The 21,476-nt window shown below is 67.7% G+C and carries 20 protein-coding genes and 1 tRNA gene; 8 read left to right on the forward strand and 13 right to left on the reverse strand.

Features of this window, described 5'->3' with window-relative positions; translation table 11 throughout:
- Positions 1 to 85: 85 nt before the first annotated feature.
- Positions 86 to 691 carry a hypothetical protein gene (locus ASF72_RS19225; RefSeq protein ID WP_056601595.1) on the forward strand — a complete coding sequence of 202 codons (606 nt, stop codon included), beginning with the start codon at positions 86 to 88 and terminating at the stop codon, positions 689 to 691.
- 30 nt (positions 692 to 721) lie between these two features.
- Here the strand turns inward: ASF72_RS19225 and araA are convergent, their stop codons facing one another.
- The 4 genes from araA to ASF72_RS19245 form a co-directional block, all read right to left on the reverse strand.
- On the reverse strand, positions 722 to 2,242 hold the full coding sequence (gene araA / locus ASF72_RS19230; RefSeq protein WP_056601598.1) for an L-arabinose isomerase: 1,521 nt from the start codon (positions 2,240 to 2,242) through the stop codon (positions 722 to 724).
- A gap of 29 nt (positions 2,243 to 2,271) precedes the next feature.
- The gene (locus ASF72_RS19235; RefSeq protein ID WP_050684203.1) at positions 2,272 to 2,970 is read right to left on the reverse strand and encodes an L-ribulose-5-phosphate 4-epimerase; all 699 of its coding nucleotides are present in this window, start codon (positions 2,968 to 2,970) and stop codon (positions 2,272 to 2,274) included.
- A complete protein-coding gene (araB, locus tag ASF72_RS19240; RefSeq protein WP_056601600.1) occupies positions 2,967 to 4,697 on the reverse strand; it encodes a ribulokinase in 1,731 nt (576 codons plus the stop codon). Before araB ends, ASF72_RS19235 begins: the two co-directional genes overlap by 4 nt.
- Positions 4,698 to 4,907: 210 nt before the next feature.
- Positions 4,908 to 5,921 carry a LacI family DNA-binding transcriptional regulator gene (locus tag ASF72_RS19245; protein ID WP_056601603.1) on the reverse strand — a complete coding sequence of 338 codons (1,014 nt, stop codon included), beginning with the start codon at positions 5,919 to 5,921 and terminating at the stop codon, positions 4,908 to 4,910.
- Positions 5,922 to 5,992: 71 nt separating this feature from the next.
- Here ASF72_RS19245 and ASF72_RS19250 point away from each other — a divergent pair, with 71 nt between their 5' ends.
- Positions 5,993 to 6,202 (forward strand): DUF4287 domain-containing protein, encoded by a 210-nt coding sequence (locus ASF72_RS19250; RefSeq protein ID WP_056601606.1) that lies wholly within the window; start codon positions 5,993 to 5,995, stop codon positions 6,200 to 6,202.
- Between the two features lie 29 nt (positions 6,203 to 6,231).
- The gene (locus tag ASF72_RS19255) at positions 6,232 to 7,398 is read left to right on the forward strand and encodes an SGNH/GDSL hydrolase family protein (RefSeq protein WP_056601609.1); all 1,167 of its coding nucleotides are present in this window, start codon (positions 6,232 to 6,234) and stop codon (positions 7,396 to 7,398) included.
- A gap of 63 nt (positions 7,399 to 7,461) precedes the next feature.
- Here ASF72_RS19255 and ASF72_RS19260 read toward each other — a convergent pair.
- Positions 7,462 to 7,534: transfer RNA gene (locus tag ASF72_RS19260), tRNA-Lys, on the reverse strand.
- Between the two features lie 187 nt (positions 7,535 to 7,721).
- Here ASF72_RS19260 and ASF72_RS19265 point away from each other — a divergent pair.
- The 4 genes from ASF72_RS19265 to ASF72_RS19280 all read left to right on the forward strand — a co-directional run bounded on the left by ASF72_RS19265 (position 7,722) and on the right by ASF72_RS19280 (position 10,876).
- Positions 7,722 to 8,381, forward strand: a complete 660-nt coding sequence (locus ASF72_RS19265) for a hypothetical protein (protein WP_056601614.1) — start codon at positions 7,722 to 7,724, stop codon at positions 8,379 to 8,381.
- A 289-nt stretch (positions 8,382 to 8,670) separates the two neighbouring features.
- Positions 8,671 to 9,288 (forward strand): DUF47 domain-containing protein, encoded by a 618-nt coding sequence (locus ASF72_RS19270; RefSeq protein WP_050684197.1) that lies wholly within the window; start codon positions 8,671 to 8,673, stop codon positions 9,286 to 9,288.
- Between the two features lies 1 nt (position 9,289).
- Positions 9,290 to 10,303 carry an inorganic phosphate transporter gene (locus tag ASF72_RS19275; protein WP_056601618.1) on the forward strand — a complete coding sequence of 338 codons (1,014 nt, stop codon included), beginning with the start codon at positions 9,290 to 9,292 and terminating at the stop codon, positions 10,301 to 10,303.
- Between the two features lie 165 nt (positions 10,304 to 10,468).
- The gene (locus tag ASF72_RS19280; protein WP_050684195.1) at positions 10,469 to 10,876 is read left to right on the forward strand and encodes a hypothetical protein; all 408 of its coding nucleotides are present in this window, start codon (positions 10,469 to 10,471) and stop codon (positions 10,874 to 10,876) included.
- 69 nt (positions 10,877 to 10,945) lie between these two features.
- Here ASF72_RS19280 and pstB read toward each other — a convergent pair whose 3' ends face one another.
- The 4 genes from pstB to pstS form a co-directional block, all read right to left on the reverse strand.
- Entirely contained in the window at positions 10,946 to 11,725 is a 780-nt protein-coding gene (pstB, locus tag ASF72_RS19285) for a phosphate ABC transporter ATP-binding protein PstB (protein WP_050684194.1), read from the reverse strand.
- Positions 11,726 to 11,789: 64 nt separating this feature from the next.
- On the reverse strand, positions 11,790 to 12,902 hold the full coding sequence (pstA, locus tag ASF72_RS19290) for a phosphate ABC transporter permease PstA (protein WP_050684193.1): 1,113 nt from the start codon (positions 12,900 to 12,902) through the stop codon (positions 11,790 to 11,792).
- On the reverse strand, positions 12,903 to 13,835 hold the full coding sequence (pstC, locus tag ASF72_RS19295) for a phosphate ABC transporter permease subunit PstC (protein WP_050684192.1): 933 nt from the start codon (positions 13,833 to 13,835) through the stop codon (positions 12,903 to 12,905).
- A 105-nt stretch (positions 13,836 to 13,940) separates the two neighbouring features.
- Entirely contained in the window at positions 13,941 to 15,062 is a 1,122-nt protein-coding gene (pstS, locus tag ASF72_RS19300; RefSeq protein ID WP_050684191.1) for a phosphate ABC transporter substrate-binding protein PstS, read from the reverse strand.
- 233 nt (positions 15,063 to 15,295) lie between these two features.
- Between pstS and ASF72_RS19305 the strand changes: the two genes are divergently transcribed.
- Positions 15,296 to 16,423, forward strand: a complete 1,128-nt coding sequence (locus ASF72_RS19305) for an FUSC family protein (RefSeq protein ID WP_050684190.1) — start codon at positions 15,296 to 15,298, stop codon at positions 16,421 to 16,423.
- On the opposite strand, the gene ASF72_RS19310 is transcribed toward ASF72_RS19305, so the two are convergent.
- The 4 genes from ASF72_RS19310 to ASF72_RS19325 all read right to left on the reverse strand — a co-directional run bounded on the left by ASF72_RS19310 (position 16,420) and on the right by ASF72_RS19325 (position 21,449).
- Complete coding sequence (locus ASF72_RS19310; RefSeq protein ID WP_050684189.1) at positions 16,420 to 17,280, reverse strand: PRD domain-containing protein; 861 nt, start codon at positions 17,278 to 17,280, stop codon at positions 16,420 to 16,422. The two genes, ASF72_RS19305 and ASF72_RS19310, sit on opposite strands and share 4 nt — an antisense overlap.
- 40 nt (positions 17,281 to 17,320) lie before the next feature.
- Positions 17,321 to 18,733 (reverse strand): glycoside hydrolase family 1 protein, encoded by a 1,413-nt coding sequence (locus tag ASF72_RS19315; protein ID WP_157371085.1) that lies wholly within the window; start codon positions 18,731 to 18,733, stop codon positions 17,321 to 17,323.
- A 48-nt stretch (positions 18,734 to 18,781) separates the two neighbouring features.
- Complete coding sequence (locus tag ASF72_RS19320) at positions 18,782 to 20,686, reverse strand: beta-glucoside-specific PTS transporter subunit IIABC (RefSeq protein WP_056601625.1); 1,905 nt, start codon at positions 20,684 to 20,686, stop codon at positions 18,782 to 18,784.
- 175 nt (positions 20,687 to 20,861) lie between these two features.
- Positions 20,862 to 21,449: a TetR/AcrR family transcriptional regulator gene (locus ASF72_RS19325; RefSeq protein WP_050684186.1), complete on the reverse strand. Its 588-nt coding sequence runs from the start codon at positions 21,447 to 21,449 to the stop codon at positions 20,862 to 20,864.
- Positions 21,450 to 21,476 lie beyond the last annotated feature (27 nt).

The raw sequence follows: 21,476 nt of genomic DNA on the forward strand, positions 1-21,476 counted from the left end.
GGAAGCCTTTGAGACCGAGGCTTCTCCCCCAGCCGTCGCCGGCCCTCTTTTTCGTCCGGCCCCAACCGTCACGGACGTCCAGCGCATGGAAGCGCTCCTGGACCCGGTGGCGGATGCCGATGATCTAACCGGCTCCATCGAGCTGCTGGTGGCGGCTGCTGCCCGCGCCGTGATCCTGGAAATTGGTGGTGGATCTTCCGCTCATCCCGCGTCCGTGACGGCGCTCGACTGCGGACTGGTGGTAAGCGGGTCCGGCCGTCCGGTTGCCCGCCACGGCACGTCAGCCAGGGCCGCGGCGCTGCTGGACCGGGGCGTTCCCGCCACCGCCGCCGGAACGGGAACGGGCGAGGGGCCGGTGGCGGAGGTCCTGGCCGGTGGGCCGCCGGTGGTGGTCCTGCAGGGTGCCGCCGACATCCGCTGGCCCGGCTACTCCACCCGCCTGGCCGGGGCGGGGTTCGGCAGCATGCTGGCGGTCCGGCTCAGGCTCAGGCCGGGCGCTTCGGCCGCCTTGGTTTTCTTTGTGCCGGATCCCGCCGCGTTTCCCCTGCCGGCGATTGCGGCGGCGCGCGCGTTTGCGGTCCTTGCCGGCAGGAGCCTGCAGCTGGCCCTCGACCTGCACAACGCCGGAGCCATGGTGGCCGCGGAGATCCTGGCCGACTGGCCGGACACCCGGACGCTCTCACACCGGTGAGGTGCTAGGCGTCCGGGCCGAAACCGGACCCTAAAGCCCGCCGGCGAGCTTGTAGTACGCGGCGTTCCAGTTCAGGTCCTTCTTGAACTGGCGGATGGTGGTGTCCTCATCGATGGTCAACAGCTCGGTCTTGGCGATTTCGGCGAAGTCCTCAAACACGTCCATCCCTACCTGCGTGGACAGCACCGTGTGGTGCGCGGCGCCGGCCGTGAGCCAGGCCACGGCGGAGGTGGCGAAGTCCGGCTGGGGCTTCCAGAGGGCACGGGCGACGGGCAGGTTGGGCAGGGGCTGGTCCAGCGGCACCACGTCCACGGCGTTGGCCACCAGGCGGAACCGGTCGCGCATGTCGGACAGGGCGACGACGACGCCGGCGGAGGCATCGGCGTCGAACACCAGGCGGACGGGATCTTCCTTGCCGCCGATGCCCAGCGGGTGGATTTCCAGGCGGGGCTTGGCAGCGGTCAGCGACGGGCAGACCTCCAGCATGTGCGCGCCGAGGATCTTCTCCGAGCCCGGCTCCAGGTGGTAGGTGTAGTCCTCCATCAGGGAGGCTCCGCCGGGGAGGTCCCCGCCCATCACCTTGGCGGCGCGGACCAGGATGGCTGTCTTCCAGTCACCCTCGGCGCCGAAGCCGTAGCCTGCGGCCATCAGCCGCTGGACGGCCAGGCCGGGCAGTTGGCGGAGGGCGCCCAGGTCCTCAAAGGACGTGGTGAACGCCGCGGACCCGTTGGCTTCCAGGAAGCTGCGCAGCCCAAGTTCGATCCTCGCACCGTAGCGGAGCGAGTCGTGCCGGGCCGCGCCTGCGCGGAGTTCCGGGACCACATCGTAAAGCTCCTCGTATTCCGTCACCAGGGCGTCGACGTCGGCCTCCGCTGCCCCGTGGACGGCGTCGGCGAGTTCGTTGACGGACCAGGTGTTGACCGAGACGCCGAAGCGCAGCTCGGCCTCGGTCTTGTCGCCTTCGGTGACGGCGACGTTGCGCATGTTGTCGCCGAAGCGGGTGAGCTTGAGGGTGCGGACGGCGGCCCAGCCGGCGGCGGCGCGCTGCCAGGACCCCACCTGCCGGGACACCTCGGGGTTGGAGACGTGCCCCACCACGGTCTTGCGGGCGATGCCCAGGCGGGACTGGATGTAGCCGAACTCGCGGTCGCCGTGGGCGGCCTGGTTGAGGTTCATGAAGTCGAAGTCAATGTCCGCCCAGGGCAGGTCCCGGTTGGCCTGCGTGTGGAGGTGCAGCAGCGGCTTGCGGAGCAGGTCCAGGCCCTGGATCCACATCTTGGCGGGGCTGAACGTGTGCATCCAGGCGGTGACGCCGATGACCGAATCGTTCGAATTGGCCTCCAGCGCGGTCCGGCGGATGGCGTCGGAATCGGTCAGGACCGGTTTCCAGACGATCCGCACCGGCACCGAAGAGCTGGCGTTGAGCTGGTTGGCGATCTCCTGGGACTGGGCCGCCACCTGCTTGAGGACATCCTCGCCGTAGAGGTGCTGGCTGCCGGTGAGGAACCAGACCTCAAAGCCGTTGAGGGAGGTGCTTGCTGCGTTGGACATGGATTCTCCTGGAAGTTGGTGCCGGGCCACTACTGGCCGTAAACGTTCTGGTAGCGGGCGTAAAGGGAGTCGATGTGGCCCTGGTCGATGGACACCGGCTCGCCGAGCTGCCGCGAGATGTGCACGGTGCGTGCCACTTCCTCGCACATCACGGCTGCCTTCACGGCCGAGGTGGCGTCCTTGCCGATGGTGAACGGGCCATGGTTCTGCATCAGCACGGCCGGGGAGCTGGAGCCGCGGAGGGTCTCCACGATGCCTTGCCCGATCGAGTCGTCGCCGATCAGCGCGAACGGGCCCACCGGGATGGACCCGCCGAACTCGTCACCCATCATGGTGAGTACGCACGGGATCGCCTCGCCGCGGGCGGCCCAGGCGGTGGCGTAGGTGGAGTGGGTGTGGACCACGCCGCCCACCTCCGGCATGTGCCGGTAGACGTAGGCATGCGCTGCCGTGTCCGACGACGGCGACAGCGCCGGGTTGCCCCATTCCGCCCCGGCGTTGCCAGCCACGGGCACCCCGTAAAGGTCGGTGACCACCATCAGCTCGGGGGCCAGCCCGTCGTAGGAGACGCCGGAAGGCTTAATGACCATCAGGTCCTCGCCGGGGACCCGCGCGGAGACGTTCCCCGCCGTCCAGACCACCAGCTGGTACCGGGTCAGCTCGGCGTGCAGGGTGCAGACGTCGGCGCGGACTTTGGCAATGGCGTCCAGGATTCCGGCGGCGCTCATGCGTTCACCCCGGCAACTTCCTCAGTGTCCGCCCCGGCTGCCGGGAGCGGGCCGGCAGCCCGCCGCTGGATGGCCTTGAGCCGGTGCATCACGTTGTTGGTGCCGCGGCCGAAGTAATCGTGCAGGGTCCGGTATTCCTGGAACAGCTCATCGTAGGCAGCCACGTTTTCCGGGATCGGGGTGTACACCTCGCCGGGTTCGGCGCCCATGGCGGCGGCGGCCACGCGGATGTCCGGGTACTTTCCGGCAGCCACGGCGGCGTGGATGGCTGAGCCGAGGGCCGGGCCCTGGGTGGAGCCGATGGTGGAGAGCTGCAGGCCGGTGACGTCGGAGTAGATCTGCATCAGGAGCCGGTTCTTCAGCAGGCCGCCGGCCACGATGAACTCCTTGACGGGTACTCCGGAGTCCCGGAAGGCGTCCACGATGGTGCGGGTGCCGAAGGCCGTGGCTTCAAGAAGTGCCCGGTAGGTGTCCTCGGGCTTGGTGGCGAGGGTCTGGCCCACCACGATGCCGGAGAGTTCGTGGTCCACCAGGACCGAGCGGTTGCCGGAGTGCCAGTCGAGGGCGATCAGCCCGTGCCCGCCGATGGCCTGTGCGGCGGCCAGTTCGGTGAGGTATTCGTGGATGCCCAGGCCGGCCTTCGCGGCGGCCTGGTGGTAGGCCGGCGGGACGCCGTGCTTGGTGAACCAGCCGAAGATGTCGCCAACGCCGGACTGGCCTGCCTCGTAGCCCCAGAGCCCGTCCACTATGCCGCCGTCCACCACCCCGCACATGCCGGGTACTTCGCGGAGTTCGGTGCCGTTCATCACGTGGCAGGTGGAGGTACCCATGATGGCCACCAGCTGGCCCGGGTCAACGGCCCTGGCTGCGGGCGCGGTGACGTGGGCGTCAACGTTGCCCACGGCCACGGCGATGCCTTCCGGCAGTCCGGTCCAGGCCGCAGCTTCGGCGGTGAGGTAGCCGGCGGCGTCACCCAGCCGGCCAATGGTGTGTTCGAGTTTGGTGCTGACGAAGTCCTCGAACCCGGGGTTGAGGGCGGCCAGGAAGTCCCCGGAGGGGTAGCGGCCGTCCTGGTAGATCCCCTTGTAGCCGGCGGTGCAGGCGTTGCGGACGTACTGGCCGCAGAGCTGCCATACGATCCAGTCGGCGGCTTCCACCCAGTGGTCCATCTCGGCGTAGGCCCCGGGGTCCTCTTCCAGCAGCTGCAGGCCCTTGGCGAATTCCCATTCCGAGGAAATCAGTCCGCCGTAGCGCGGCAGCCAGGCCTCGCCGCGTTCCGCGGCGAGCTGGTTGATCCGGTCCGCCTGGGGCTGGGCCGCGTGGTGCCGCCAGAGCTTCACGTAGGCGTGTGGCCGGTTGGCGAAACCGGCCACCTCGTTCAGGGGCGTGCCATCGGCCTTGGTGGGCACCATGGTGCAGGCAGTGAAGTCAGTGGCGATTCCGACGACGGCGGCCGGATCGATCCCGGCGTCGGCCACGGCTGCCGGGACGGCGTTGCGCAGGACATCGCGGTAGTCGTTGGGGACCTGGAGGGCCCACTCGCCGGGAAGCCTGGCGGATCCGCCGGTGCTTGCGGGCAGGGCGTCGGTGACCACCGCGTGCGGGTAGTCGAATACACCGCTGCCCAGTTCCTTGCCGTCCCGCACGCGGACCACCACGGCGCGGCCCGAAAGGGTCCCATAATCCACGCCGACGACGTAAGCGTCCCGGCCTTCCACAGCGTCCATAAGAAGATTCCTTCAGTTGCTGCCGCCACTTCGCGGCCTGAAACTATTGTGAGCGCTAACAAGATGTGAGTCAAGGGCATCGGGCGCCCGGTGGCGCTGAATCTGCCCACCTTTGCCGCCTGGCACCCCGGTGACGACGGCGGGTCGCCGGGACACGCCGTCGGCCGCCTCAAAGGTGGGGAATTTCAGCGGCAGGGCTGCCGGAACGGGTCAGGCGGGAGGTGCCGTGCTGGCCCGCAGCACCAGCTCGGGGGTCACCACGATGGAGCTGACGCCGGCGCCGGCTTCGATCTCCTTCAGCATGGCGTCGATGCAGCGCCGGCCCAGTTCCTCGAAGTCCTGCCGGACGGTGGACAGCGGCGGCGTGAAGTACCCCGCTTCGGGCTGGTCGTCGAAGCCCACCACGGAGACGTCGTCGGGCACTTTCACCCCGGCCTCCGCGAAGGCACGCAGCAGGCCCAGCGCCATCTGGTCGTTCCCCACAAAAAGGGCCGTCGCCGTGAGCCCGGCAGCGAGGGTCCGGCCGATCCCGTAACCGCTGCCGGCACTCCAGTCCCCCTCCAGCAGGAGATTGTCCGGCAGGCCGGCGTCGCGCAGGGCATCCCGCCAGCCTTCCGCGCGTTCGGACCCATCCGTCCAGTCCGGCGGCCCCGACAAGTGGCCGATCCGCCGGTGCCCCTGCGCAATAAGATGCTCGACGGCGATCCTGGCGCCCCGGCGCTGGTCCACCATGGCGCCGCTCACCGCGCCGCTGCCCGCGGATCCTACGGCCACCACCGGGACGGGCAGGTTCAGTTCCTCCAGCGTCAGCAGGGTATCCGCGTGCGGCACCAGGACCACAATGCCATCCACTGCCTGGTCCATAAAGTGGTTCACGGCGTCGGAAATGGCCTCCCGGCCCACCTCCCGCAGCGCGGCGATGCTGACAAAATATCCGGCGTCCCGGGCGGCCTGCTCCACCCCCAGCAGCGTGTTGGCCGGACCGTACTGGGACAGCTCGCTGGCCAGCACCCCGATGGTCTGCGAGCGCCGGGTGACCAGGCTCCGGGCGGCCGTGTTCCGCCGGTAGCCCAGCTGGGCTATTGCCGCTTCCACCTTTTCCCGCGTGGCGCTGCTGACGTTGGGGTGGTTGTTGACCACCCGCGAGACGGTCTGGTGCGAAACCCCGGCGATGTCAGCCACGTCCTCGAGACGCGGCATCCTGCCCTTGCTGCTGTTTGCCATGTGCCTATTCTGCCGGTGCCGGCGGGGCGTGGTGCTCCCCGCGCCCCGCCGGACCGTGCTGGAATGGCTGGATGAGCGAAAACGTCAAGGGCCCGCGGTCCTACTTCCCTTCCATTGAAGCCAAGTACGGCCAGCCTGCTGAGCATTGGCTGGCGGCGCTGGATGCCGTGGCCGGGCTCAAGCACGCGGAACAGGTGGCCTGGCTGAAGTCCGTGCACGGCATGGGCCACGGCCACGCCAATGCGCTGGTCCACGTGTACCGCGCCGGGCAGGGGAGCTAAGCCATCGTCGCCATCTTGCGGGGCCGCGCGTGAGCTCCGACCTGTCCCCCGCCGCCGCGGCAGCGGCGGTCCGCGGCGCCCTGGACGTCAGCCACGGGCCCGGGGGGACCGTGATCCGCCGGCTGCCGGCCTGGGCGCAGGCGCAGTTCGGTGGCGACGTTGCCCTGCACAACGCCAATTCCACAGCCTCCGGGGTCCGGCTCGACTTTGAGACGGAGGCGGCCTGGCTGGAAATCGAGGCCACCTTCATCCGGGAGTCCGCCGCCTGGCGGTGGCGTCCGCTGCAGCCCGCAGCCATCAGCGTCACCGGCCCGGACGGGTTCGAGGAAAGCCGCCTGGTCAGCGACGGGGACGTGGTGGAAACCTTTCCCGACCGCCCTCCGGTCCTGACGCCGGGCGCCCCCTCAGTGCTGCGGTTCGAGCTCCCCGGCCCCCGCCGCCGCCGGACCGTTTCCGTGTGGCTGCCGCACCGCGGCCGGCTCAGGATCCATGCTGTCCGCGCCGGGGAGCCGCTGCGGCCGGCGCCACGCCGGGAACCGCGATGGGTCCATTACGGCAGTTCCATCAGCCAGGCCTCGCATGCGGACACGCCACTGGGCGTGTGGCCGGTGATCGCCGCCCGGAACCTGGGCCTGGACCTGTTCAACCTGGGGCTGGCCGGCTCCGCACACCTCGACCAGTTCGTGGCGCGGACCATCCGGGACCAGCCTGCCGGGCTCATCACACTGAAGGTGGGCATCAACATCATCAACAGCGCCAGCCTGCGGCGCCGGACCTTCGCCCCGGCCCTGCACGGGTTCCTGGACACCATCCGGGACGGCCACCCGGAGACGCCGCTGGTGCTGATCTCCCCCATTCACTGCCCGGAGCACGAGCAGGGACCGGGCCCGTCCCGGCTGGTGGACGGCGCCTTCCTGGCCACGGACCTTCCCCGCCGGCCCAACGACGGGCTGCTCACCCTGCAGGATGCCCGGGACATCATCGCCGGCGCCGTGGCGCAGCGGCAGGCCGACGACGGCAACCTCCACTACGTGGACGGGCTGGAACTCTTCGGCGCCGCCGACGCCGCCCACCTGCCGGACCGGCTGCATCCGGACCCGGCGGGGTACGCCCTGATCGGCCGGCGCTTCACGGACGTTGCCGCGGGTGCCGCGTGGCTGCCGGCCTCCGCTGGGCCGCGGGTTGCCGGCATGTAGTCCCGGAATGCAGAAATCCCCCGGCAACCAGAGCGGCTGCCGGGGGATTACCACGTTCGCGGGTGGGCCCTGTGGGGTTCGAACCCACGACCCACGGATTAAAAGTCCGATGCTCTACCAACTGAGCTAAAGGCCCCAACCGGAGGTCCAAACGCAGAGCGTCGGCACCTTCCGGCCCAGTCCATTTCTGGACGTTAATACTCTAACCCATGAATCCGGCGCCTGGGCACGCGACCCGGGCGCCGCCGTCGTGCCTCTCCCTCCACGCCTGAAGGCCAGGGGGACGCTCGATTTCAGCGGCGGCACAGGAGTAGCGTGGGGGCATGAGCGAGCAAGCAGCACCTACTCCCTATGGCGGCGCAAACCGGCACCACAAGCCGAAGCCTTTCGCCCCCATCGATTTCGAGCCGTTTGCCGGCGGCGCGGACCCGGCGCGGGTCTCCGAGGCCGCCCACCTTGCAGCCCAGGCGCTGGTCCGGCACGGCCGCGACAGCGACGACCCCGTCGTCACCGAACGGCTGGTCCGCCTCGCCGACGAACAGGGCCTGGAAGCAATCGCCGAAATGTGGGCCGAAAGCCCCGCCCGGTCCCTGCCCGGCGCCTTGTGGCGGCTTTACGCCCTCCGCGCGGCAACGGTCCAGGATCCCGAGCGGATTTCCGTGTACTTCCGGGCCGGCAAGGACACGGCCCAGGTGGCCAACGTGGTGGCAGGTGCTGCTGAGCCGCCCGGAGCCGAGGAAATGACGGCTATGGCGGACGCCATCCTTTCGGGGGCGTTCGACGGCGAGTTCGACGTTGCGCTGGAACGTTCCGCCGCGTTTTGCCGCGTCGTGGCGCTGGGCCAGGCCACGATCGCCGACGGTGCCGAGCACTCCAATGAAGCCCATGCAAGCAAGCTGACCCGCAACTCCCACCAACTGGTGAAGACGGCCGAGGACCTGGAACACGCTGCCAACGCCTGGCGGCTGGGCGAACTGGACTGACGGCCGCCCGCACCCGGGCCGCCGGATCTGTCAAGGTTGACTTGCGCGAACCAAAGTAGAACACTGAAACCGGTGCCGAGCCGCGAAACCCCCGGGCTTCAACATTCAGCCGCCTAGAGCGGCCTACCGCCGAGAGGCGTATCCGGTTCGGCACCATTTTTCTGCCCTCTTCCGGTCCCGTTCCAAGGCACCAGACCCGGGCCGGTAGAGTTAGCCCCAGTTGCGCGCCGGCGTCAAGTCACACGGCAGCAAACCCTGCCCTGTACTTTCCCCGGAGACCGGTAAACACGTGAAGCTGCGCCTTTTCCCCCAGGAGCCCGCCGGGCTGAACCTCCTCTCCCAGATGGCGCAGCAGATTGTGCTGGCCACGGCCACCCTGGCGGAAATCCTCGGCGTTCCGGCCTCCGAGCACGGCAAACTCGTTGACGACATGCACAACCATGAAGCCAGGTCCGCGGAACTGCACTTTGCGCTGCTGACCCATATGCGCACCAGCTTCGTGAACCCGCTCCCCCGCGAAGACATGTACGCCCTTTCCCGTTACCTCAACGAAGCCATGGAAAAGATGGACGCGGCAGCGGACCTGGTGGGCCTCTACAAGCTGGACCGGCTGCCCAAGCGCGCCGCGGACCAGCTGGAAATCATCAGCAGGCAGGCGGAGCTCACCGTGGACGCCATGCGCCGGCTGAACAACCTCGATGACCTCGAGGATTACTGGATCGAGATCCTGCGGCTGGCCAAGCGTGCGGAACGGACCCACCGGGTATGGGTGGCGGACATGATCGCCGACATGAAGTGGGCCCAGTACTCCCGCAACCGTGACATTGCCAACCAGCTGGTGGAAGTCACCAAGGACATGCGGCGCATCGCTACCCAGGTGGGTAGCATCATCGTCAAGGAATCCTGAAGTGACAGCTGTTATCTTCGGCGCGGTGGTGGTGCTCACCGCCGCGTTTGCTTTCCTCAACGGCTTCCGCGACGTTTCCACCTCTGTGGCCTTGGCCACCCGGACCAGGGCGCTGACCCCCAGCGTCGCCGTGCTGCTGGCCGCCTTCTTCAACCTGGTGGGGGCGCTCCTGAGCGCCAGCCTCGCCGTGGCTGTCGCCAGGACCTGGATCAGCCTTCCACCCGGCCCTGAGGGCCTGGGGATCCTGACTGCAGGCCTGGTCAGTTCCTGTGCGTGGGGGCTGCTGATGTGGCGGCGCGGAATTCCGGCGTCGTCGACCCACGCTTTGGTGGGCGGCCTGGCCGGCGCGGGGCTCGCGAGCCTGGCCGTCGGCGGCGGTGGCGTGGGCGGGGTGGACCAGTCGCTGCTGTTCCAGGTGATCCTGCCGCTGCTGCTGTCGCCGGTGGTGGCTTACAGCGGAGCTTTCCTGCTGGTTTATCCGGCCACCTGGGGCGCCCGCTACACCCAGCCCAATGTGGTGAACCAGCGCTTCCGGCGAAGCCAGGCCATTGCGGCCGGCGCGGTGGCCTTTGGGCATGGTCTCCAGGACGGCCAGCGCGTCAGTGCCGTCCTCCTGCTGGCACTGCTGGCTGCCGGTTATGCCGACGGCGGCTCCATTCCGGTGTGGGTTGCCCTGCTTTCCGCGGTGATGATCACCGCGGGGACCCTCTTTGGCGGCTGGCGCATCTCCTACACCATTGGCCACAAGATCACCCGGATCGATCCGCTACGGGGTTCAGTCGCGCAGATTTTCAGCGCCGTGATGCTGTTTGTGGGTGCCATCGGCCTGCACTGGCCGCTGTCCACCACGCACCTGGTGACCGCATCGGTCCTCGGCGCCGGGGAGAACCAGAACTTCTCCGTCACCAACCGCCGCCTGGTGATCCGGATCCTGGGTCTGTGGCTTCTGACCCCCGTGGCGGCGGCCGCCCTCGGGTTCGTGCTCGCCCTGGCGCTGACGCCGCTGGAGCACTGAACACCCGCGGGACCCTGTACAGGGCATCCGGGGTGACGTAAATTCGAGCATATGTTCCGCAAGGGGGCCGGAACTGCCGTTCGACGTCGTATGCAGGGCAGCGGACGGGTGCCGCTGCAGCGAATCGGCGGCTACGTATGCACCACATGGAAAAGAGCGCACGCCTTGTCCATCCCGAATCAACGGCGGCTCCCGCCCCAACCCCGGCAGCTCCGGTGCGGCAACTGCGGCACCGAACACCACCTGACCATCCACGCCGTCATTGCCCTGGGCAGTTCCGACGGGGACCTGGTCACGGTGTCCTACACCTGCGACGGCTGCCGGCTGTTCCATGAACACCCGGCATACTCGGCGGACGTCTCAGCAGCCCTCAACCAGGTGCGCGGAATAGCCGGCGTGATGGTTTTTGGCGAGGATTTCATCCACTGCGGATTTCCCATGGCAGGGACGGACCACGAGGTGGAACGGCTCAGCTACCGCAACGCCAACACCAACGCCGGGCTCAGCGCCATTTCGCTGCCAACGCGGGTGCTGAAGTGCCGCTGCGGGTTCCACTTGGAGGTCCCGGAATAACGGCAGGCCCCCGGGCGACGGCCTGCCGGAAACGGAAAACTGCCTCCTGGGTCCGCCGGCACCAGAGGTTTATCCGAAGCGGCCGGAGACGTAGTCTTCGGTGGCCTTCTGGGTGGGGTTGCTGAAGATGCCCTGGGTTTCGCCGAACTCGATCAGCTTGCCGGGCTTGCCGGTGCCGGCGATGTTGAAGAACGCGGTTTTGTCGGACACACGCGCGGCCTGCTGCATGTTGTGGGTCACGATCACCACCGTGTACTGGTCCTTGAGTTCGTTGATGAGGTCCTCGATGGCCAGCGTGGAGATGGGATCCAGGGCGGAGCAGGGCTCATCCATCAGGATCACCTGGGGTTCCACGGCGATGGCGCGGGCGATGCAGAGTCGCTGCTGCTGGCCGCCGGAAAGCCCGGAGCCGGGCTTCTCGAGGCGGTCCTTGACCTCATTCCACAGGTTGGCGCCCTGCAGGGAACGCTCCACCAGGACGTCGGCTTCGCCCTTGGAGATCTTTTTGTTGTTCAGTTTCACGCCGGCCAGGACGTTGTCCCGGATGGACATGGTGGGGAACGGGTTGGGCCGCTGGAACACCATGCCGATCTGCGAGCGGACCGTGACCGGGTCCACGCCGGGGCCATAGAGGTTGTCGCCGTCGAGCAGCACTTCCCCTTCAACGCGGGCGCCGGGGAGCACCTCGTGCATGCGGTTCAGCGTCCGCAGGAACGTGGACTTGCCGCAGCCGGAAGGCCCGATGAAGGCGGTGACGGACTTGGCCTCGATGTTGATGGTGACGTCCTCCACGGCGAGGAAATCGCCGTAGTACACGTTCAGGTCCTTGACGTCGATGCGCTTAGACATGGTATTCCTTCACTGACTGGGATGAATTGATGGGGGGGGGTGGCCCGGGCGGGGCGGCTGGAGGTCAGCGGCCGGCTTTGGGCGCGAAGACGCGGGCGATCAGCCGGGCCGCGAGGTTCAGCACCATCACCAGGATAATCAGCACCAGGGCGGCGCCCCACGCCCGCTGCGAGGACGGGTCCGGGTTGGCCGGCGAGGTGGGGTTCAGGATCTGCGTGTAGATGAAGGTGGGCAGCGAGGCCATCCACCCGCCGAAAACGTTGGAGTTGATGCTGGTGGCAAACCCGGCCGTCACCAGGATGGGGGCCGTCTCGCCGATGACGCGGGCGATCGCCAGGGTGACGCCGGACGCGATGCCGGAGATCGCCGTCGGGATGACCACCTTAAGGATGGTCCGCCACTTGCGCACGCCCAGGGCGTAGGCAGCCTCACGGAGTTCGTTGGGCACGATCTTCAGCATTTCCTCGCTGGAACGCACCACTACGGGGATCATCAGGACGGAAAGCGCGACGGCGGCCACGGCGCCGGTCTTGGTGCCCGGCCCCACCACCGCGAAGAAGAAGGCGGCCGCGAAGAGGCCCGCAACGATGGACGGGATTCCGGTCATCACGTCCACAAAGAACGTGATGGCCCGGGCCAGCCGGCCGTCATTGCCGTATTCCACCAGGTAGATCGCGGTGAGCAGGCCCACGGGAACGGAGATGATGGTGGCCAGCAGGGTGATCTGGATGGTGCCGAGGAGGGCGTGGTAAATGCCGCCCAGCACCGGGGCGCCGTCCTCCACCGCCCGGTTGTCATAGACGCCGGTGACGCCGTTCATGGAACTGGTGAGGAAGCCGGGGGCCAGCAGGCCGGGGACTCCGTTGACCAGGACAGTCCAGATGACCGAGACCAGGGGCAGCAGCGCCACGAGGAACGAGCCAACCACCAGGCAGGTGGCCAGTTTGTCCTTGGCGCGGCGGCTGCCTTCGACGGCGGCGCTCCAGGACACCAGGCCCACGGCGAACAGGACGGCCGAGACGATGCCCCAGCCGAAAGCGTTGAAGCCCACCAGGGCCAGGATGGCGGCGCCGACGATCAATGCGGCCGCCAGGACCACCAGCGGGGCGTACTTGGGCAACTGGCCCTTGGTCAGCGCCGAGCGCTTGCTGCGCACGGGGGTGAGGGTGGAGGTCATTTAGTTGGCTCCCGAGAATTCTTTGTGCCGGCTGATGATCCAGCGCGCGAGCATGTTCACGGCCAGGGTGATGACAAACAGGACCAGGCCTGCGGCGATCAGCGTGCTGACCTTCAGTCCGCTCGCCTCGGGGAAGTTCAGGGCGATTTCCGCCGCGATGGTCTGGTTTCCGGACTGGATCAGGCTGGCGGTCAGTGCCCCGGAGGACAGCACCAGGGCCACGGCCATGGTTTCGCCCAGGGCACGGCCCAGGCCCAGCATGATGGCGCTGATGATTCCCGGCCGCGCAAACGGCAGGACGGACATCCGGATCATTTCCCAGCGGGTGGCGCCGAGCGCCAGGGCGGCCTCTTCATGCAGTTTGGGGGTCTGCAGGAAGATTTCGCGGGACAGGGACGTGATGATGGGCAGCACCATCACGGACAGGACGATGCCTGCGGTCAGGATGGTTTTGCCGGTGGCGGACGCCGGGCCCTGGAAGATGGGCAGCCAGCCCATGTTGTCGGCCAGCCAGTTGTAGATCGGCGAGATTTCCTTGGCCAGGAACGCTGCGCCCCAGGCGCCATAGACCACGGAGGGGATGGCAGCGAGCAGGTCCACCACGTAGCCCAGGCCGGCGGCGAGGCCGCGGGGGGCGAAGTGCGAGATGAACAGCGCCACGCCGATGGCGATCGGGGTGGCGATCACCAAGGCGATGACAGCGGCGATGAGCGTGCCCACCACGATGGGCCCGATGTAGGTGAAGAAGCCTGCGCCGCCCTGTATTTCGTCGGCGGGGGCGGTCAGGGCCGGGATGGCCTGGACCACAAGGAAGAGTGCGACGCCGAAAAGGACGGCGAGGATGAGGCAACCGGCGGCGAGCGCGGCGCCGGAGAAGACTTTATCCCCGGCGCGGCCTGCGCCCTGGGTGCTGGTCAGGGAGGTGGCGGTCATTCGACGGCCCTTCGATCGGGAAATGGAGCTGGCGGATGAAGCGGACACAACCACGTTCCCCGCCCCGCTTTTTGGCGGAGCGGGGAACGTGGGGTCAATGCTTGGTTAGGACTTGACCTTGATGGACTCGATCGCCTTGGTGGCCTTCTCCGCGAGGGCGGCGGAGAGCGGCGCCGACTTGGCGGAGTCCGCTGCTGCCTGCTGGCCGGCATCGGAGACCACGTAGTTTTCGAAGGCCTTCACCAGGTCAGCCGTTTCCTGGGTGGCGTAGGTGCTGCAGACCACGTGGTAGGAAACCAGGACCACCGGGTAGGCGCCGGCTTCAGTGGTCTTGCGGTCCAGCTTGATGGCAACGTCGGTGGCCGAGCGGCCTTCGACGGGGCTGCCTGCTTCAACGGCCTTGGCTGCTGCTTCGGCGGAGATCTTGACGAATTCCTCGCCGACCTTGATGGCTGCGGTGCCCAGCTTGCCGCCCACGGCGGAGTCATCGGCGTAGGTCACGGCGCCCGGGGTGTCGGTGACGGTCTTGACCACACCGGAGGTGCCCTTGGCGTTTTCGCCCTGGAGGGCTGCGGGCCAGACGCCTGCGGACTTGTCGGTCCAGACCTCGGGGGCTGCTGCGGCCAGGTAGTCAGTGAAGTTGGACGTGGTGCCGGAGTCGTCGGAGCGGTTCACCGGGGTGACCTTGAGGTCCGGAAGCGTGGTGCCCTCGTTCAGGGCGGCGATGGCCGGATCGTTCCAGTTGGTGATTTCGCCGCGGAAGATCTTGGCGACGGTGGCGGCGTCGAGCTTGAGCTCGGTGACGTTCGGGACGTTGAAGGCCACGGCGATCGGCGAGATGTAGACGGGAATGTTGATGGCGCCGTCGGGACCGCACTGGGCCTTGGAGGCTTCGAGCTCTTCGTCCTTGAGGTAGGCGTCGGAACCGGCGAACTGGGCGGAGCCGTCGATGATGGCCTTGCGGCCTGCGCCGGAGCCGTCCGGGGAGTACTGCACGGTGGCGCCGGAGTTGGCGGCGGTGAAGCCGGCCTTCCAGGCGTCCATGGCTGCGCCGGTGGAGGAGGCGCCGATGCCGGTCAGGGTGCCGGTGACCTTGGGGCCGGCTGAGGTGGAGTCGCCGGCGGGCGTGGTTCCGGTGGCGTTGTCAGAACCGCAGGCGGTGAGCGCGAGAGCGCCGGCTGCAATAACAGCGAGAGCCGCGTGGCGGCCGAAGCGAAGTGCCTTCACAGGATGTACCCCTTCCAGGGTGATTCAGGTGCGGACAGGGAACGGAGAGCCCTGCTGCGCGATGCGTACGTTCAGTACCTTCAAGAAAGCTATGGGGTGCAGGTAACGGGACGGGCGCCCCAAAGTGAACGGAGAATTAACGACCGCGGGATATTGGCTTACAACTGCCGGGTCACCATTGCGCAGATCACACTTCGGGCCGTAGTACACGCCCCCGCCATAGACTGGAACGCATGGCTTCCGCAGCAGGACTTTCAGCAGGCAGGCGGTTCCTGCACGGCCGCATCAGGACCGGGATGATCCGCAGCAGGAACTCCCTGGTCCCGGCCATCCAGATGACGGTCTGCGCGGTGGGCGCCTACGCGTTTGCCGAATACGTGCTGGGGCATTCCGGGCCGCTGTTCGCTGCCACGTCCTCGCTGCTTGCCCTGGGCTTCTCCCGCGAACCCCGGCTGCGCCGGGTGGTGGAGGTGGGGCTGGGCTGCACCATCGGCATCGCCGTGGGTGACCTGCTCCTGCACTGGCTGGGCGGCGGAATCTGGCAGGCCGCCGTCGTGCTTCTTTTCTCCATCCTCCTGGCCCGGTTCCTGGACAGCGGCACCATCTTCACCACGCAACTGGGGCTGCAGTCACTGCTGGTGGTGCTCCTGCCGGCGCCCGACGGCGGACCGTTCACCCGGAGCATCGACGCCGTAGTGGGCGGCCTCTTCGCCCTGCTGATCACGGTGCTGATTCCCAAGGATCCCCGGCGGGAACCGCGCAAGGACGTCCGGAAACTGCTGCACGAACTGGCCGAGGTGCTGCGCGAATGCGGTGACGCGCTGGCCAACAGCGATTCCACGCAGGCCTGGCACGCGCTCATCCGGGGCCGCAACTGCCAGCCGCTGGTGGACGGAATGCGCCAGTCGCTGCGGACCTCCGGCGAGGTGGCCACCCTGGCCCCCGCCTACCGCAGGCACCGCGACGAGCTGGACCGGCTGAAGGAATCGCTGGACTTCATCGACCTGGCGCTGCGCAACAGCCGGGTGTTCGCGCGCAGGCTCACCAGCGCCATCAACCACGCGGCCCTCTCCGACGAGGCCACGGAAAACATCGCCGAGGTGCTGCAGGAAACCGCTGCCGCCATCGAGGAACTCTCCCTTGGCCTGGCTGAACAGCAGGACGGTGCCCGCCGCGCACACCTGCGCACTGCCCGCCGCGACCTGAGCGAAATCGCGTTGCGCCTGCATCCTAAGCTGCTCCAGGTGCAGCGGCTGGAGGGCGAAACGGTGGTGATGCTGTTCCGGCCGCTGATGGTGGACCTGCTGGAGGCCACGGGAATGGACGCGCAGGAAGCCCGGGACGTGCTGCCGGCGCTCTAGCCGGCCGTCTGCTGGGACAGGCGGAGATCGTCCGCCATCCGGGCCACATGCAGGGTGAGGTAAGTGACTTCGTCCTCGGTGAGCGGCTCCCCCAGCCGCAGTTCCAGGACCGCCTGGAGCTTCAGGGCCGTGCCGTAGGCATCCGGGTACGCCTGCCGGATGGCCAGGCCCAGTCCGGTGGCGCCTTCGGCGAGCTGCCTGCCGGTGTGGGCGCGGACAAAGAAATACCGAAGGTGCGTGATAAAGCGGGCCGCGTTCACCGTTTCCCGGTCGAAAGCCCGCCCGTAAGCCTGTTCCAGCACCTCGAACAGCTGCGCGAACACCCCTGTCATCTGGTACGTGTGGGAGAGGTCGCCGCTGGCAAAACCGGCGTTCACCAGATGCAAGGCAATGGCAATGGCCTCTTCCGGCGGCAGGTTCTCCGCCAGCTGCCGGTTGACGTAGTCAACAATCTGCTGCGCCATCCGGAGTTCGTCCGGGTACAGGTGGGCCACTTCGGCCCGCAGCGGGTAGTCCATGGCCAGGCCCTGGCGGAGCCGTTTGATGGCGAAGCTCAGGTGGTCCGCGAGCGCCACCACGGTGGTGGAGTTCAGCGGCCCGGACATTCCGGCACGGGCTATTTCCAGGGCCTGGTCCGCCAGGGCCAGGTGTTCGGGCGGGATGGCCGCCACCAGGGCGCCGAAGTTGTCCGCGTTGCGCCCATCCTCCGGGACGAACACCTGAACCACTTTGGCCTCGTCCACCTGCTGGCCGGGCTTGGCCTGGAAGCCCAGGCCGCGGCCGGTAAGGATAACTTCGCCCTTACCGGCCGCACGTGCGAGGACGACGTTGTTGTTGAATACGCGCAACACTTCCATGTCGTCCTCCATTCTTCGTTGAGCGGGTTTCAGCGGGGTACTACTTTTTCAGGCTGGCGCCGTTCGAAGCGATGACTTCCTTGTACCAGCCGTAGGACTTCTTGGGGTAGCGGGCCAGCGAGCCGGTGCCGTCGTCGTTCCGGTCCACGTAGATGAAACCGTAGCGCTTGCTCATCTGCGCCGTCGAGGCGCTGACAATGTCGATGCAGCCCCAGGAGGTGTAGCCCAGCAGCTGGACGCCGTCCTCGATGGCTTCGCCGGCCTGGACCAGGTGGTCGTTGAAGTAGTCGATCCGGTAGTCGTCAACCACCGTCTTCCCGCCGTCGACCTCCACCAGGGTGTCCACGGCGCCGATGCCGTTCTCCACAATGAACAGCGGCTTCTGCCAGCGGTCCCAGTAGTCGTTCAGGACCACGCGGAGGCCCTGCGGATCGATCTGCCAGCCCCACTCGGAGGCCTTGAGGGTGGGGTTGGGGACGCCACCCATGATGTTGCCGGCGCCCTTGATCTTTTTGGCCGGGTCCGCTGTCTCGCAGATGCTCATGTAGTAGCTGAAGGAGACAAAGTCCACCGTGTGCTTGAGGTCTTCCCTGTCCTGGACGGTGATCTCCAGCTCGATGCCCTGGTCCCGGAACCTGCGCAGCAGGTAACCCGGGTATTCGCCACGGCAGTGGATGTCGCCGAACGCGTAGCTGTCCTGGGCGGTGTGCATGGCTGCCACCACGTCCGAGGGGTCCGGGGTCAGCGGGTAGGTGGGCAGCGCGATGATCATGCAGCCCACCTGCGCGGCGGGCATCAGTTCGCGGGCCAGCTTGGTGGCGCGGGCCGAGGCCACCAGTTCGTGGTGGATGGCCTGGTACAGGTCCTGCTGGGTGAGCTGGTCCTTGGGCGTGGGGATGCCGCCGGAGAGGAACGGCTCGTGGATGACCGAGTTGATCTCGTTGAACGTCAGCCAGTACTTCACCCGGGCGCCGAAGTTTTCGAACAGGGCGCGGCAGTAGTTTTCGTAGAAGCCGATCAGTTGCCGGTTGGTCCAGCCGTTGTACTTCCGGGCCAGGTGCAGGGGCGTCTCGTAGTGGCTGATGGTGACCATCGGTTCGATGCCATGCTTTTCCAGCTCGTCCAGGAGACGCGAATAGTACGCGAGGCCTTGGGCGTTGGGGCTGGCCTCATCGCCGAGGGGGAAGATGCGGCTCCAGGCGATGGAGAAGCGGAAGACCTTGAACCCCAGGTCGGCGAAGGCTGCGATGTCTTCCTCGTAGCGGTGGTAGAAGTCGATGGCCACCTGCTTGAGGTTGTCCGGGGTGGGGCCCGCGGTGGGGGTCTCGGTGATGCCCTTGGGCATCACGTCCTGGATGGAGAGGCCCTTGCCGCCCTCGTTGTACGCGCCCTCGATCTGGTTGGCGGCGGTGGCGCCGCCCCAGAGGAAGCCCTTGGGGAATGTGGTGGTCACAGTACGTTTCCTTTGCAGTGCGGGAATGGGGAAGCCGGCAGGTGCCGGTCAGACCTGGACGGTGATGGCGGTGTCGCCCTGGGCCAGGGTGCCGCCGGTGACGGCGTCCACGCTGGCGAGCTGGGCGGTATTGGTGACCATCACCAGGGTGGTGGTGTCGTACCCGGCCGCGGCGACGGCGGCGAGGTCGACGACGGCGAGCAGGTCGCCGGCGCGGACCTGCTGGCCGCGGGTCACGGCAGCTTCGAAGCCGCGGCCGTCCAGCTGGACGGTGTCGATGCCGATGTGGACCAGGACTTCCACGCCGCTGTCCGACTTGATGCCGTAGGCGTGGCCGGTTTTCATGGCCGCCTTGATGGAGCCTGAGATCGGGGCGTAGATGCGGCCGTCGGCCGGGATGATGCCCAGGCCCTTGCCCATGGCGCCGGAGGCGAAGACCTTGTCCTGCACGTCGGCCAGGGCGATTGCCTGCCCGGCGACCGGGGCGATGATATCCACGGCGCCGGTGACCGCTGCAGCCGGGACGGGCAAAGCCGCCTCCAGCGCAGCCTCTGCGGGCGACGGGCCGGAAGTGCCGGCGTCGGCCGATTCAGGCGCCGCTGCCTCGCGGGGGCCGAAGAAGAAGGTCAGGGCGAAGGCGATGGCAACGGCGACGCCGGTGCCGGCGAGCTGCAGGCCGAAGTTGCCCACCGTTCCGAAAGCGGGCAGGCCCAGCAGTGACGGGAAGACAAACGCGGTGGCGCCGCTGCCGCCTGCTGCTGCGATGGCGCCGCCCACCACACCGCCGGCGATACCGAAGTAGAACGGCTTCTTCAGCGGCAGGTTGACGCCGTAGATGCCGGGTTCGGTGATACCGGCCAGGAAACCGGAGAGCGCTGCGGGGCCGGCTACCGCGCGGCGGGCCTTGTTGTGGGTGCGGAACATTACCGCGAGGGTGGCTGCAGCCTGGGCCAGGACGGCCGCCACCAGGGGACCCATGAGGAGGGAGTAGCCCTGGGTGCTGATTTCGTTGAGCATGCCCGGAACCAGGCCCCAGTGCAGGCCGAAGAGGACAAAAACCTGCCAGAATCCGCCCATGATGCCGCCGGCGAGCCAGGGGGCGAAGGTGAAGGCGGCGTTGATGCCGGAGGAGAGGCCCTGCGCGGCGAAGGTGGTGACGGGGCCAACGGTGAGCAGGATCAGCGGGACCATCACAACGATGGTGAGCAGCGGGGTGGTGAAGTTCCGGATGGCGGCGGGGAGCACGCGGATCAGGAAACGCTCCAGGTAGCCCTGCAGCCAGACGGCCACGATGATGGGGATGACGGAGCTGGTGTAGTTCATCATCACCATGGGGATGCCGGCGAAGCTCAGGGGTTCCGTCGCGGCGGCGAGGGCCACGATGCTGGGGTAGACCAGGGCGCCGGCGATGGCCATGGAGGTGAACTGGTTGGCCTTGAACCGCTTGGCTGCGGTGACGGCCAGGAAGACCGGCAGGAAGTAGAACAAGGAATCCGCTGCCGCTGCCAGGACGATGCTGGTCTGCGAAACGGGGTCCAGCCAGCCCAGCTGGGTGGCCAGGCTGTGGAAGGCCTTGAGCAGGCCGGCGCCGGCGAGGGGCCAGATGATGGGTGAGAAGATCGCGGAGATCATGTCGATGAATCGGTTGAACAGGTTGCCCTGCGGGGCGGCTTCCTGCTCCTGCGCGCTGTCATCGCCGAGCCGGGTCAGCTTGCCCAGTTCCGCGTAGACGGTGGGGACGTTGTCGCCGATGACCACCTGGTACTGGCCGCCGGCCTTCATCACCGTGATGACGCCGGGCAGCTTCTCCACTGCCGGGGTATCCGCTTTGGATTCGTCCCGCAGCTTGAGCCGGAGCCGGGTGGCGCAGTGCGTGGCGCTGGCGATGTTGGCTTCGCCACCCACCCCCTCGAGGATATCTCCGGCCAACGACCGGTAGTCCACATTTGCCATCTCAGACCTCTCTGTCTATTTTTGGGCACAAAAAAAGACCCGAGATGCACGGAGTGTGCTTCTCAGGTCTTGCCTCGTTGCCGAGTAACAATCCTGTAGGCGAAATCGCCTTCGGGACCTGACTATACAGGCTGGCGGAAGCTGCGGGCAAGTGCTTTTCCGGTTGGAATACGGTTTATGCGGCGTCCGGGCAGATGAGGGCCAGGGCGCGGCGCGCGTGGGCCCGCGCCTGCTCCTGGTCGGGTGCCGGCGCCAGGCCGAGGAGCCGCCGGCGGTGCGCCTCGCCAAGCAGCAGCGTGTAGAGCGCTTCGGCGGCCTCCCGGGGGGCTGGCGATGGGGTCCGCTCAATCAGCGCGGCCAGGAAGCTGATGGACCGCTGCGGACCGTGCCGGTAGAAGGCCGCAGCCAATCCGGGGAGGCGGGGTGCCTCCGCGATGACCATCCGGTGCAGCGTCACGGCGTCATCCGAATGCAGGCTCTCCACAATCCGCGCGGCCGCCTCCGCCAGGGAAGTTTCCGGCTCCAGCGCCTGCGCCAGGTACGCGTGCTGGCGGTCCACCGCGGCGGTGAACAGCCCCTCCTTGTCCGTGAAATAGGCGTAGATGGTGCGCTTGGTAACCCCGGCCTGATCCGCCAGCGCGTCCAGGGATGTCCCCGCAAAACCGCAGTGGCCAAAGAGCCGGATGGCCAGATCGAGGATCCGCTGCTGCCGCTCTGCCCGTTCGCCGGCGCTCGGCCTGCCGCGCTTGCGTTCCAGTTCCATGCACCGCTCCTTCACTTTGGCTGCAGT

This window comes from Arthrobacter sp. Leaf141, from assembly GCF_001424565.1.
Taxonomy (GTDB): Bacteria; Actinomycetota; Actinomycetes; order Actinomycetales; family Micrococcaceae; genus Arthrobacter.

Bases quoted from the DNA above. Each gene is read 5' to 3' on its own strand.
- ASF72_RS19225 (WP_056601595.1), top strand. From the start codon at position 86: ATGGAAGCGCTCCTGGACCCGGTGGCGGATGCCGATGATCTAACCGGC.
- araA (WP_056601598.1), bottom strand. From the start codon at position 2,242: ATGTCCAACGCAGCAAGCACCTCCCTCAACGGCTTTGAGGTCTGGTTC.
- ASF72_RS19235 (WP_050684203.1), bottom strand. From the start codon at position 2,970: ATGAGCGCCGCCGGAATCCTGGACGCCATTGCCAAAGTCCGCGCCGAC.
- araB (WP_056601600.1), bottom strand. From the start codon at position 4,697: ATGGACGCTGTGGAAGGCCGGGACGCTTACGTCGTCGGCGTGGATTAT.
- ASF72_RS19245 (WP_056601603.1), bottom strand. From the start codon at position 5,921: ATGGCAAACAGCAGCAAGGGCAGGATGCCGCGTCTCGAGGACGTGGCT.
- ASF72_RS19250 (WP_056601606.1), top strand. From the start codon at position 5,993: ATGAGCGAAAACGTCAAGGGCCCGCGGTCCTACTTCCCTTCCATTGAA.
- ASF72_RS19265 (WP_056601614.1), top strand. From the start codon at position 7,722: ATGAGCGAGCAAGCAGCACCTACTCCCTATGGCGGCGCAAACCGGCAC.
- pstB (WP_050684194.1), bottom strand. From the start codon at position 11,725: ATGTCTAAGCGCATCGACGTCAAGGACCTGAACGTGTACTACGGCGAT.
- pstA (WP_050684193.1), bottom strand. From the start codon at position 12,902: ATGACCTCCACCCTCACCCCCGTGCGCAGCAAGCGCTCGGCGCTGACC.
- pstC (WP_050684192.1), bottom strand. From the start codon at position 13,835: ATGACCGCCACCTCCCTGACCAGCACCCAGGGCGCAGGCCGCGCCGGG.
- ASF72_RS19305 (WP_050684190.1), top strand. From the start codon at position 15,296: ATGGCTTCCGCAGCAGGACTTTCAGCAGGCAGGCGGTTCCTGCACGGC.
- ASF72_RS19310 (WP_050684189.1), bottom strand. From the start codon at position 17,280: ATGGAAGTGTTGCGCGTATTCAACAACAACGTCGTCCTCGCACGTGCG.
- ASF72_RS19320 (WP_056601625.1), bottom strand. From the start codon at position 20,686: ATGGCAAATGTGGACTACCGGTCGTTGGCCGGAGATATCCTCGAGGGG.
- ASF72_RS19325 (WP_050684186.1), bottom strand. From the start codon at position 21,449: ATGGAACTGGAACGCAAGCGCGGCAGGCCGAGCGCCGGCGAACGGGCA.